The organism is Mucilaginibacter phyllosphaerae, from assembly GCF_004378255.1.
Classification (GTDB): domain Bacteria; phylum Bacteroidota; class Bacteroidia; order Sphingobacteriales; family Sphingobacteriaceae; genus Mucilaginibacter; species Mucilaginibacter phyllosphaerae.
In genome coordinates this window covers 41,149-53,883 of record NZ_SNQG01000001.1, presented here as the reverse complement: position 1 = coordinate 53,883, position 12,735 = coordinate 41,149, and the positions used below count along the sequence as shown (strand labels likewise).

Annotated in this window: 13 protein-coding genes; 11 read left to right on the top strand and 2 right to left on the bottom strand. The window is 42.3% G+C overall.

What is annotated here, in order from left to right; genetic code table 11:
• The first annotated feature begins 76 nt into the window (after positions 1-76).
• Together E2R65_RS00235 and E2R65_RS00230 are read left to right on the top strand one after the other, a co-directional pair.
• Entirely contained in the window at positions 77-1,786 is a 1,710-nt protein-coding gene (locus E2R65_RS00235) for a GMC oxidoreductase (RefSeq protein WP_134334468.1), read from the top strand.
• Positions 1,787-1,919: 133 nt separating this feature from the next.
• Positions 1,920-2,642 carry a ThuA domain-containing protein gene (locus E2R65_RS00230; RefSeq protein ID WP_134334467.1) on the top strand — a complete coding sequence of 241 codons (723 nt, stop codon included), beginning with the start codon at positions 1,920-1,922 and terminating at the stop codon, positions 2,640-2,642.
• A 5-nt stretch (positions 2,643-2,647) separates the two neighbouring features.
• On the opposite strand, the gene E2R65_RS00225 is transcribed toward E2R65_RS00230, so the two are convergent.
• A complete protein-coding gene (locus E2R65_RS00225) occupies positions 2,648-3,823 on the bottom strand; it encodes a glycosyltransferase family 2 protein (protein ID WP_134334466.1) in 1,176 nt (391 codons plus the stop codon).
• On the bottom strand, positions 3,820-4,743 hold the full coding sequence (locus tag E2R65_RS00220; RefSeq protein WP_134334465.1) for a glycosyltransferase family 2 protein: 924 nt from the start codon (positions 4,741-4,743) through the stop codon (positions 3,820-3,822). Before E2R65_RS00220 ends, E2R65_RS00225 begins: the two co-directional genes overlap by 4 nt.
• A gap of 72 nt (positions 4,744-4,815) precedes the next feature.
• Between E2R65_RS00220 and E2R65_RS00215 the strand changes: the two genes are divergently transcribed.
• The 9 genes from E2R65_RS00215 (at position 4,816) to E2R65_RS00175 (ending at position 12,735) form a co-directional block, all read left to right on the top strand.
• Positions 4,816-5,286 carry a hypothetical protein gene (locus E2R65_RS00215; RefSeq protein WP_134334464.1) on the top strand — a complete coding sequence of 157 codons (471 nt, stop codon included), beginning with the start codon at positions 4,816-4,818 and terminating at the stop codon, positions 5,284-5,286.
• 81 nt (positions 5,287-5,367) lie between these two features.
• Positions 5,368-5,826, top strand: a complete 459-nt coding sequence (locus E2R65_RS19950) for a response regulator transcription factor (RefSeq protein WP_308472288.1) — start codon at positions 5,368-5,370, stop codon at positions 5,824-5,826.
• A 113-nt stretch (positions 5,827-5,939) separates the two neighbouring features.
• Positions 5,940-6,482, top strand: coding sequence for a DUF4199 domain-containing protein (locus tag E2R65_RS00205; RefSeq protein ID WP_134334463.1), 543 nt, complete (start codon positions 5,940-5,942; stop codon positions 6,480-6,482).
• Positions 6,483-6,501: 19 nt separating this feature from the next.
• The gene (locus tag E2R65_RS00200; protein ID WP_134334462.1) at positions 6,502-6,894 is read left to right on the top strand and encodes a VOC family protein; all 393 of its coding nucleotides are present in this window, start codon (positions 6,502-6,504) and stop codon (positions 6,892-6,894) included.
• 173 nt (positions 6,895-7,067) lie between these two features.
• Positions 7,068-9,002, top strand: coding sequence for a glycoside hydrolase family 97 protein (locus E2R65_RS00195; protein ID WP_134334461.1), 1,935 nt, complete (start codon positions 7,068-7,070; stop codon positions 9,000-9,002).
• 137 nt (positions 9,003-9,139) lie between these two features.
• Entirely contained in the window at positions 9,140-9,574 is a 435-nt protein-coding gene (locus E2R65_RS00190; RefSeq protein WP_134334460.1) for a GNAT family N-acetyltransferase, read from the top strand.
• 110 nt (positions 9,575-9,684) lie between these two features.
• A complete protein-coding gene (locus E2R65_RS00185) occupies positions 9,685-10,569 on the top strand; it encodes an oxidoreductase (RefSeq protein ID WP_134334459.1) in 885 nt (294 codons plus the stop codon).
• Positions 10,570-10,657: 88 nt separating this feature from the next.
• Positions 10,658-11,470, top strand: a complete 813-nt coding sequence (locus E2R65_RS00180) for a helix-turn-helix domain-containing protein (protein WP_134334458.1) — start codon at positions 10,658-10,660, stop codon at positions 11,468-11,470.
• Between the two features lie 65 nt (positions 11,471-11,535).
• Complete coding sequence (locus E2R65_RS00175) at positions 11,536-12,735, top strand: hypothetical protein (RefSeq protein WP_229704582.1); 1,200 nt, start codon at positions 11,536-11,538, stop codon at positions 12,733-12,735.

Here is a 12,735-nt window from a genome sequence, read left to right as displayed (position 1 = left end):
ATTGACCATTAATTAATAGTATTGTTAAACCAATTAAAAAAACCGGCCCGGTTGCCGGATAAAATCCTGTAAAAAAATGTTAGTAAACGCACCAAATTTAAATGGCAAGGCTACGGCCAACAATACTTACGATGCAATAGTGGTTGGATCTGGCATTAGCGGCGGCTGGGCTGCCAAAGAGCTTACCGAACGCGGCCTGAAAACCATTATGCTGGAACGCGGCGCTAACTACGAACATATAAAAGATTACAAAACAGCCAACTATAACCCATGGGATTTTGAGCATCGCGGTAATGTAACACAGGAGCAGCGCAAGCAGCGCCCGGTAATTTCGCGCAACTGGGGCGCGCAGGAGGCTGTAATGGATGCCTGGACAAATGAAAAGGACGCGCCATATACCGAGGTAAAGCCATTTAACTGGTGGCGATCTTACCGTTTGGGCGGCCGCTCTATTTTGTGGGGGCGCCAAAGCTACCGCTGGAGCGACCTTGACTTTGAAGCAAATGCAAAAGACGGCTGGGCGATTGACTGGCCTATCCGATATAAAGATATTGCCCCCTGGTATGAGCATGCCGAAAAATTTGCAGGTATCAGCGGCTCTATCGAAGGGATACCCAACCTGCCCGATGGCCATTTTTTACCACCGATGGATCTGAACTGGGTAGAGAAAGATGTAGCCGCAAGTATTAAAAAGCAATTTGGCAGGCATATGATAATTGGCCGGGTAGCTAATTTAACCCAGCCTATCCCTTATCGTACGGCCTGCCAGTTCAGAAATAGGTGCTGGGAGGGTTGCCCGTTCGGCGGCTATTTTAGTACGCAATCATCTACTTTGCCGGCTGCATTGCGCACAGGCAACCTTACCGTTAGGCCGCAATCTATCGTTACCAAAATATTATATGATAAAGATACTCAAAAAGCCAAAGGGGTAGAGGTATTGGATGCTGTTACTAACCAAACCTATGAGTTTTATGCTAAAGTGGTTTTTGTAAATGCTTCAGCATTAAACAGTGCATGGGTGTTAATGAATTCGGCTACAGACATATGGGAAGGTGGCTTGGGCAGTAGCAGCGGCGAACTGGGCCACAACATTATGGACCATCATTACAACCTTGGCGCCAGCGGTGATGTGGAAGGTTATGAGGATAAATACTATTATGGCCGCCGTGCAAACGGTACTTATGTAGTACGTTTTGCTAATATTGGCAATGATAAACGCGATTACCTGCGCGGCTTTGGTTACCAGGGCGGGGCAAGCCGCAACGGATGGAGCCGTGATATTGCCGAATTAAATTTAGGCGGAGAGTATAAAGATGCCTTATCAGAACCGGGTGGCTGGCGCATAGGCATCGGTGGCTTTGGTGAGTTATTGCCTTACCATGAAAATAAGATAACCCTTGATAAAACCGTTAAAGATAAATGGGGCTTGCCGGTACTTTCTATGGATGCCGAGATTAAGGATAATGAGCGTAAAATGCGTATAGATATTGTAAAAGAAGCTAAAGCAATGCTGGAAGCCGCCGGTGTTAAAAATGTAGAAACGCATGACAGCGGCCACAACATTGGCGATGGCATCCATGAGATGGGCACGGCGCGTATGGGCCGCGATCCAAAAACATCGGTGTTGAATGGCAATAACCAGGTTTGGGATGCTAAAAATGTATTCGTGACCGATGGCGCCTGCATGACGTCGTCTGCCTGCCAAAACCCGTCGCTTACCTATATGGCTTTAACTGCCCGTGCCGCAAACTTTGCAGCAGATGAACTGAAGAAGGGGAATATTTAAGGTGAAAGGTGAAAGGTGAAAGGTGAAAGGTGAAAGGTGAAAGGTGAAAGGTGAAAGGTGAAAGGTGAAAATACTTATGTTAAGTTAATAATTCTGCAAATTCTTTAATGCTAAAAATGCTGATTCATACATTATGAAAATCAAAAATATACTGGCCATCATTTTACTTGGCTGTTTTTTAGGGCTTGTAAGTTTTGCTAAACCCAAACCCAAAGTGCTTGTTTTTTGTAAAACAGCAGGGTTCCATCACCAATCTATTGCAGTAGGCGCACCAGCCATTATAAAGCTGGGCACACAAAATAACTTTGATGTGGATACCACCACCAATGCAGATAAATTTACGGCAGATAATTTAAAACAGTATGCTGCGGTTATTTTTTTAAGCACTACCGGCGATGTGCTGAACAACGAGCAGCAAACTGCCTTTGAAAAATATATACAGGCAGGACACGGGTTTGTTGGGGTACATGCTGCTACCGATACCGAGTACGACTGGCCCTGGTATGGCAAATTGGTTGGCGCTTACTTTAAAAGCCATCCTAAACAGCAGGATGCTGATCTGCAAGTTGTTGACCGTAGTTTTATTGCAACCAAACATTTGCCGGCTACCTGGCGCCGTTTTGATGAGTGGTATAATTACAAATGGATAAGCGACGACTTGCACGTACTGATAAAAATTGATGAAAAAAGCTACACCGGCGGCGAAAACGGCGACAATCACCCGATGGCCTGGTACCACAATTACGATGGCGGCCGTGCATTCTATACCGAGCTTGGGCATACGGATGCATCGTATGCAGATCCGCTTTATTTAAAGCATTTGCTTGGCGGGATAAAATACGCAATAGGGAAGTAGCTCAGTTACATTTTACGTTGCGCTTTTTCCCAAACCGAGCTTTGTTTTTTGGTAAAATACCGGATGATACCCGCTAAAACGGCATAATTCATTACACAAAAATAATAGGGGATAAATAAGGCCTTTATGCGTATATGCCGTTTCTCCATCATAAAGCCTAATATTGCTAGCAAGTAAAACAGCACCTGGGCTGCAAAAAGTAATTCATAAAATACACCCTTTTCTGCAAAGGCCACGGCAAAATTAGTGATGAATGCCAGTATTAAAAAGAAAGGGGTAACCGTCCACCTTAATACGCGGTGGCTGATGTATTGAAAAGATAACACCGGGAACTTAAACGGCAGCAGCAAACCCTTTAAACGCAGGATGGATTGAATGCCGCCCGCAGCAATACGGATCTTCCGTTTCAACTCTTCACATACGTTTTCTGATGCGGTTTCCAGCGCATAGGCCTCGGGCTCATAAATAATGCGGTAACCCTGGTTGGCAATCAGCATAGATATCATAAAGTCATCCAGCACGGTATCGGCAGGTACATCCTGGTACAGGCTGCGGCGTACGCTAAACAATTCGCCCGCGGCACCTACTACCGAATATAATTCCGAGTCCCATTTCTTCAATGCCGACTCATATTTCCAGTAAAAACCTTCGCCTGCGGCACTGGCATCGGCATTTGCATCAATCTGTACGCGTTTTTCACCGGCTACGGCGCCAACAGTTTTATCGCTGTAATGGCGGCAAATGCGTGTAATTGCATCGGCGTTTAAAAAGGTATTGGCATCGGTAAATACCACTACCTCAGTATCTACGTATTCCATTGCACGGTGCACGGCAGCAATTTTACCGGCACGCTCCGGGCGATGCAGTAGTTGTATTTGCGGGTGCAGCGCTATTATATCAGCCGTTTTATCAACTGATCCATCGGTTACAAAAACAAATTTAAGTTTGCTTGCGGGGTAATTCAGCTCTAAACTATTGGCTATTTTCTGCGCTATAAAATGTTCTTCGTTGTAGGCTGCAACAACCAGGGTGCAGGTAGGCAGGTCCGTATCATCAACAACGGGGATAACGGGCTTGCCCTTAAATGCGCGTTTTATTTTTATAATAAAGTACAGCAAAAAACCATAACCTACAAAAGTGTAGGCAACAAAAAAAAGGCTTATCCAAAGGGCCGTTATCATGAAACTTTATTTATGGTGTAACCTAATTTAGTACTGGTTTTGCGATGTGTGATGTTCCACCAGATAGCGCGAAAGAGAACGCTGATAAAATTATATCTTTTTTCTTTAATATATTTTATAACGTTTCGCGGTACCACCATCAGCATAAAATAAATATAAAATACAAAAGCCTTAAAAGCTGGCGCATTATGGCGGATGAACAGGATGCGGTTACGGTTCATAAAATACTCTTTAAACGGGCTGTTTTTACCCACCGTCATCGATTCCTTGTGGTATATAACGGCATCGCCGCGTACCCAGGCCTGGTAGCCTGCTTTATTGATGCGTTCGCCCCAGTCAACCTCTTCGTAATAAATAAAAAAGTTGTCGGCCATTAATCCGGCTTTTTCGCAGGTTTCTTTCTTTACCATCATAGCGCCGCCATGGCAGTAGCCGGTTTGGCCAAGCAAGTTATCATACTGGCCGGTATCTTTCTCGTTTTTACCTACTGCCTGGTTACGGCAAGTATAATAATCAATTTGGGTAAAGCCTACATATTGTATGATGCTCCTGTTAAAATCATAAACCAGCTTAGGCGATATAATGCCTACCTGTGGGTGCGTATCCAAAATATCTACCAGTTTTTGTACCAGCCCCGGGCTAAACTCTGTATCGTTATTCACTAAAAAATAATAGTCGCCGGTAGCCTGTGCAATGCCTATATTGTTACCGCCAGAAAAACCCAGGTTGTTTTCCGACCGGATGAATTTAACATCGGGATATTTATCTGTCCAAAGCGGGATGGGATTTACCGTGCTGCCGTTATCTACAACAATCACCTCCAGGTTATCATAAGTATTTGTTTGGGCAATTGATACTAAAAGTTCCTCTGTAATTTTGTCCTGGTTAAAATTAATTGTAACAACAGATACTCTTTTCATGTAGTATATTTAAAGGATATTTTAAAGGCATAATATTAGCAAAAGTTAAGCATTATCTAATCATTTAATACTTTGAAGGGTAAACAAGTTAATAGCGAGGCGGGGTTGTGGAAGCTAAAGGCCGAAGAGTTGATTGTTTTATTACAGAATGAACCGGTTGATGCCGGCGATGCTAAAAACATACAACAAAAAATAAATAAAGCTTTTGACGAAGTAATACCTGCTGGCCATAGCAATAAAAATAACCCTGCTGTGCCCAATGATTTGGAATTGTTACTTACAGGGCACCAGTTGCATAAAAAAGCACCGCAAAAACAAATTGATTTTGAAAAAATAAAAAAGTATCTGCTGGTATTGATTGGTGTTGTGATGATAACCCTTGGTATGGCCATGATTATTATGCCCGCCCCGCCTTATTTCGAAATGTTCACTATTTTCCATTTTACGGCTAACGATGGTGTTACCCTGATGGACCTGATAGCCCTGGTTATTGTATTTACTGGTGTGTACCTGCCTTTAAGCACCTTATCAAAAAAAGTTTAGGTATATAAAATTTAAACTCTTTTTTTGAATTTACGCTGCAAATTACCTTATTTTATTATTACAATTTAAGCGTAAATAATTTTGGTTTTACTGGCACGATACAGGTCTGTTTTAATTTATGGCTTTTCGCTGGCTGTTTTGTTGTTACTGATGAAATGGCTGGAGTGGCGGTTTATAATTACCGATTATGCTTTTGAAATTTACGCCGGCGCTTTAGCAATATTATTTACGCTTTTGGGGATCTGGCTGGCGGTTAAATTAACTAATCCTAAAACTGTTGTTATAGAAAAACAGGTACCTGTAAAAAGCACTGACTTTATTTTGGACGAAGTGCAGCTTGCCCGCCTGGGTATAAGTAAACGCGAACTGGAAGTATTACAATTAATGGCACAGGGTTTAAGCAACCAAAATATTGCCGACCGCTTGTTTGTATCGCTCAATACCATCAAAACCCACTCTTCAAAAATATTTGAAAAGCTGGAAGTGCAACGTCGTACACAGGCGGTTGATAAAGCAAAAAACCTTAATCTGATACCTTAACAACAGCGTAAAACTTGTCAACAACAGCGCATTCATTAAAAATCACCCTAAAGTATGAGCCGAATATGAGCCTGTTAACTCAAATTTGAAACCTAAACATAAATAACTGCACGATGAAAAAAATTGTAATTGTATTTGGATTGATTGCCGGCTGTATCGTATCGGCAAGTATGCTGGTATCGATAGCAGGGTGCTACAGCAGCGGTAATTTTGAGGGGAACATGCTGTTGGGCTATGCATCTATGATATTGGCCTTTTCGCTTATATTTGTAGGTATAAAAAGCTATAGGGATAAACAAGGCAACGGTTTTATTAGCTTTGGTAAAGCTTTTAAAATAGGTGTGTACATATCGCTTGTAGCATCAACCATGTATGTAGCGGCCTGGCTGGTTGATTATTATGCCTTCATTCCCGATTTTATGGATAAATATACCCTGCACGTTATTCAAAAGGCACAAGCCAGCGGTGCCGGTGCAGCGGAGGTTGCCGACAAGATCAAACAGATCAGATCTATGCAAAGTATGTACAATTCGTTTTTAGGTGTAGTGCTTTTAACTTACATGGAGATATTGCCGGTGGGGCTTGTTGTATCTTTGATATCTGCATTGATCTTAAAGCGTAAAGCCAATAATGGCACTATTGTAATTGCACCATAATTTACATAAATTATATACCATGCTAAAAATAAAACTAACCAGTGTTTTTGTGCACGACCCTGAAACGGCGCATAAGTTTTACACCGATATTTTAGGTTTCCAAACCAAAATGAACCTGGATATGGGCGAGTTTAAATTTATAACTGTTGTATCGCCGGATGCACCAAACGGTGTAGAACTACTGCTGGAACCTAACAATAACCCTATTGCCAAAACTTACCAGGCAGCATTGTTTGAGCAAAACATCCCTGCCGCAGCATTTAATGTTGATGATATACAGGCAGAATATGACAAACTTACGGGGTTGGGGGTAGCTTTTAAATCGGCCCCTCAAGCATCCGGCCCGGTTATACAGGCCGTATTTAATGATACCTGTGGTAACCTCATCCAGCTTTTTCAGGTGCAGGGATAAAAAAGTAAGTCAGCCGTCCTTGCTAAATTTAGCAGGTAAAAAGATAAAACCCGCCATTATGTAACTAATAAGCTATCTATTTGTAATAATAGCAGGCCATATGTAACTTACACAAGTAATGTGCGTAAACGCTGATTAATTATTTATTGTTCAAACTTCGTATCTGTAAATTAATGATTGAAAATTTAAAAAAACTTAGTGTAGTCTTTATTCTAAGCATTGTTTTTTTAGCGCAGGTAAATGCCCAGGCACCCGTAAAAGAATGGAAGGTGTACTCGCCCGATAACTCCCTGCAAATTAATCTGCAACTGAAAAACGGCAGCCTGAGTTACAATGTGCAGGATGCCGGCGCCGAAATTGTACGCCGGTCTAAATTAGGGGTAGAGAGTACTACCGAGAAGTTTGCCGGTGGCCTGAGGTTTGTGAACGAGCAAAAACGTAAGATCAATGAGATTTACACCCTGCCTACCGGTAAATATCATATTTACCATGCAACTGCCAACCAGGCAAGCGTTACTTTTGCCAACAGCAATAAAAGTAACATCACGGTTGAAATGCGCGCTTTTAACGATGGTGTGGCCTTTCGTTACCGTTTTCCCGATTCGGCAAAAACCTATACCATAATTAAAGAGTATACAGAATTTGCCATTCCGGAAGCGGCCGCCTGGATAATGCCTTATGATAAAGATCCCGCTTATGAAAATATCTACAAAAACGGCATACCTGCGGGCACAGCCGCAACGGATAGCTTAGGTTGGGCTTTCCCGGCCTTGTTCCATACCAAAGATCATTGGCTTTTTATATCAGAGAGCAATACTAACGGCGATAATGCAGCTATGCATTTGCAGCAAAACTGCGATAATGGTGTCTATAAACTGGCATTCCCGATGGCAGCCGAAAGTTTAGGGAAGGGAAGTGTTTATCCTACAGCAAAAACGCCGTTTGCAACGGCCTGGCGTTTAATTATTGCAGGTAAAAATCCGGGGGTAATAGTACAATCGGCTATGGTGAGCCACCTGGCGCAGCCAAATGTAATAGGCGATGTATCGTGGGTTGAACCGGGCCGGTCATCATGGAGCTGGTGGAGCGACCATGCAAGCAGCCGTAATATAACCACCATGAAACGTTTTGTAGACCTTGCTGCAAAAATGAAATGGGAATATTCTTTAGTGGATGCCAACTGGAATATTCCAACAACAGGCCGCACCATATTCGATCTGGTAAAATATGCCAGACAAAAAAATGTAAAACTTACTTTTTGGTATAATTCGGGCGGGCCCTATAATAACGTTACCGAGCAGCCCCGCGATTTGATGTTTAACCCAAATGCGCGTAAGGCAGAGTTGAAGAAACTACATACCTGGGGAGTTAAGGCTATTAAGGTTGATTTTTTTGACAGCGATAAGCAAAATGTTATGCAGCTGTGCCAGGATATTTTAAAGGATGCAGCCAAAGAACAGATCATGGTTATCTTTCACGGTTGCACCTTGCCGCGCGGATGGGCCCGCACTTATCCTAACCTGCTATCTATGGAAGCAGTGCGTGGTGCAGAAAATTACGGCTCTACAGAGTTTGCTATGGATGCAGCGCAGTATAACACCGTTTTTGTATTTACCCGCAATGTGGCCGGTTCTATGGACTATACACCGGTAACTTTTTCTGACTACAAGGACCACCCGCATACTACCACCAATACGCATGAGCTGGCTTTAAGCGTGGTATTTGAATCGGGCATGATGCATTTTGCAGATAGCGATTCGTCATACCTTAAACAGGATAACAGTGTGAAAGCCTTTTTAAGCGGTGTGCCAAATACATGGGATGATACCAAACTTATACAGGGTGAACCGGGTAAAGATGTAATCATAGCAAGGCGCAAAGGTAAAAATTGGTACATAGCCGGTATTAATGGCGAAAATAAGGCCAAAAGCTTTATGGTAAACCTGCCCTTTTTATATAGCAATGATATGTACCGTAGTACTATTTATACCGATGGCAACTCCCCCAGGCAAATTGTCCATCGGGATGTGATAGAGGAAAAGGGTAATAAGGTTGCAGTAAAAATGATGCCTAAAGGCGGCTTTGTAATGGTTTTTAAACCGCAATAGCAATTTACATATACTGAGCCCGGCCCATAAGCCGGGTTTTTTGTTTTACATCCAATCTAATTTATATATTTATCAAATTATCGCCCGATGCTACGGCGACTGATATTTAAGATTTGTAAAACATTAAATTTATTGAAATGCCTGCTTCAGAAATTGTTTATCAGCGCGAACTAACACTTAATGCCGACGAATTTATTGATGTACTAAAGCGCAGCACATTGGCCTTGCGCCGCCCTGTTGATGACGCCGAACGCATTCAGGATATGCTGCAAAATGCCAATCTTATTATTACCGCCCGTATAAACGGTAAGCTGGTAGGCATATCGCGGGCCTTAACAGATTTTGCTTTTTGTACCTATCTGTCAGATCTGGCTGTGGATGAAGCTTATCAAAAAATGGGCATTGGCGTGCGTTTGATCGCCGAAACTAAGTTACAATCGCCAAAGGCAAAGCTTATATTACTTGCTGCCCCGGCTGCTGTTAATTATTACCCAAAAACAGGCATGACTAATTTTACCAGTTGTTTTTTGCTGGATGATATCAATGATCTTAAATTACCCGGTCAGTCATAACATGCAGTACCTGTAAAAGATCTTTTAAACAAAGTAATTTGAGCTTTTCAGCAAAGCCAAAGTTTTCCGTCGGCTATACCTTTGTCTTAAACAAATAACAATTTAAGACAATGACAAAAATTTGGTTCATAACAGGTGCATCCCGCGGATTGGGGCGCAGCCTTACAGAGGCAGTACTTGCCCAGGGCGATAAAGTAGCTGCCACAGCCCGTAAAACGGATAGTTTTAAAGATCTGGAAGAAAAATATCCGGGGCAGGTTTACCCATTAAATTTAGATGTTACCAATTACCCTGGGGTACATAAAGCCATTGCTGATACCGTTGCGCATTTTGGCCGGATAGATGTGCTGGTAAACAATGCCGGCTTTGGTATAACAGGCGCCGTAGAAGGTTATACTGATGAGCAGGTGCGCAGCCAGCTGGAAACTAATTTATACGCACCAATTGAAATAACCCGCGCGGTATTGCCCTATATGCGTAAGCAGCGGTCGGGGCATGTTTTGCAGATCAGCTCGATGGGTGGCAGGGTTGGTAGTGGCGGCGTAAGTATTTACCAGGCTGCAAAATTCGGCCTGAGCGGTTTTAGCGAAGGATTGGCTGTTGAGGTTGCGCCCCTGGGTATTAAAATAATTTGTGTGGAGCCGGGTGGTTTTCGCACCGATTGGTCCGGAGGATCGATGACCTACGCCCCGCATGTGGCAGGTTATGAAACCACTGTTGACGAACGTGTTGCCGCATTTAAAAACAATAGCTTTAAACCCGTAGGCGACCCTGCCAAGGCTGCCGCGGTGATGATCAATTTAGTAAACAATGCCGAACCACCGTTACACCTGTTGCTTGGCAGCGAAGCTTTTGCCATTGTAAAACATTCAGAAGAAGCCAAACTTAGGGAATTGGAGAAATGGCAGGCAACAAGCCTTTCTACAGATGCCGATGATGCTGAGAATTTTCTGGAAACAGAATATGGTAAACGCTATTTAAATTTGAAAAAATAATTATAACAATGGTTGATTAAGCGTGCAACGGGCAGTTATTGATCTGTAACTTTGTTAAGCCGCTTAATCAGCCTGTTTCAAAAAAATTATGTCAGCCAAGTTAATCCATCATGATAAACCTAAAATAGCCTATTCCTGCTATTCTGCCCGCAATAGGGAGGGGGAGCAGTTTGTACCCGAGCATACATTTAGTTATCAGATTGCCGGGATATTAACAATGAATGATGGCGTAAAGGAATATACATTTAATCCGGGCGATTTCAGGCTTGTAAGGCGAAATAATTTAGTAAAGTTTAATAAGCAACCGCCGCCAAACGGCGAATTTAAGTCGGTATCTGTTTATCTGGATCAGCAAACACTGCGTAACTTTAGTATAGCGTACGGGGTTAAGGCAATGGGGCATTTTAACGGCGATAGCATTGTTGCTTTAGCTACCCAGCCATTGTACAAAAGTTTTATGGAATCATTAACACCTTACCAGCAGGAGGGTATAGAGATCGATACGCAGTTACAGGATCTTAAGCTGCGCGAAGCAATATGGATACTGCTGCAAAGCAAGCCTGAAATGAAAGATGTATTGTTTGATTTTAGCGAACCGGGGAAGATAGATCTGGAAGGCTTTATGGAAAAAAACTTTCACTTTAATGTGCAGCTAAAAAGGTTTGCTTACCTATCCGGCAGAAGCCTGGCTACTTTTAAGCGCGATTTTGAAAAAATATTTAATATAACACCATCCCGGTGGCTTCAGCAGCGCCGTTTGCAGGAAGCCTACTACCTCATCAAAGAAAAAGGTAAGTCGGCTTCTGATATATACCTGAATTTGGGTTTTGAGGACCTGTCGCATTTTTCATTTGCTTTTAAAAATAAATATGGTGTAGCACCATCCAGGTTATTACAATAAAATTTTTATTTGTGTTAATTAAATGTTAATAATTTGTACATTTAACATAACCAAATTGTTAAGCCATGCGTGTGCTTTACTGCTTTTTGCTTTCACTGTGTTTTACAGTGCTTTTTACTGTGGTAAAAGGGCAGGTGCAGCAGGTGCGTGTAGATTTTTATAAAGATCCGTTTACGGTTCAGGTTGATGAATCTGTATCCATAAACATTCCGCAGGAAATTAGCGCTAAAAACCTAAACTTGGGCTATCAAAATATCAGTAAGGCAAACTATCAGCCTGTTATCGATTCGCTTTTAGCCTACAAGCAAAAGTATCAGCTAAACGATTGGTTGTATTATCAGCTGATCCGCAGGGTGGCGCAGCAGATTAGCCCTAAAGAAAAAAATTACGGCAGATATACCTTTTACAAGTGGTTTATGTTGAATAAATCCGGCTATGACGCCAGGCTGGCCCTTTCTCACCAAAAACTCATCTTTTACATTTATAATAATGAAGATATTAGCGATATCCCTTATTTTTTGGTAGATGGCAAGCAATTCGTATGTCTTAATTATCATGATTATGCCCGGGCCGATCTGAATAACGACCCGCCAATACCTGTAAATATCCCGGTGGCACCGGCTACCAAAGCATTTTCATACAAGGTAACGATGATGCCTGATTTTAAACCCGAGCATGATATAGAAAAACAGGTGTCGTTTGAATACGACCGCAAAAAATATCACTTTAAAGTAAAGCTGAATACCGACCAGCAGAAAGCATTTAACAATTACCCGGGCGTAAGCTTTGAAACCTATTTTAATATACCGTTAAGTAAAGAAACCTATGGCTCGCTGATACCTTTACTTAAAAAAAACATGAAGGGAATGGACGAACATAAAGGGGTAGACTACCTGATGCGTTTTACCCGTTATGCCTTTCTGTACGAAAACGATAATGATAATTTTGGCAAAGAGAAACGCTTATCACCGGGCGAAACCCTGGCATCAAATTACAGCGACTGCGATGACCGTGCGGCGTTATTTTTTTATCTGGTAAAAGAGATTTACAACCTGCCCATGATAGCGCTGTTATATCCAACCCATATTACCATGGCTGTTGAATTTAGTAAACCCCTTGGCGATGCAATTGTGTATAAAGGCAAGGCCTATTCTGTATGCGAGCCAACCCCGCAAACTGAGAATCTGGCCATAGGGCAAATATCCGCGAAGCTAAAAAACATGCCCTACCAGGTAGTTTATGCTTATGAGCCGATACAAAAATAA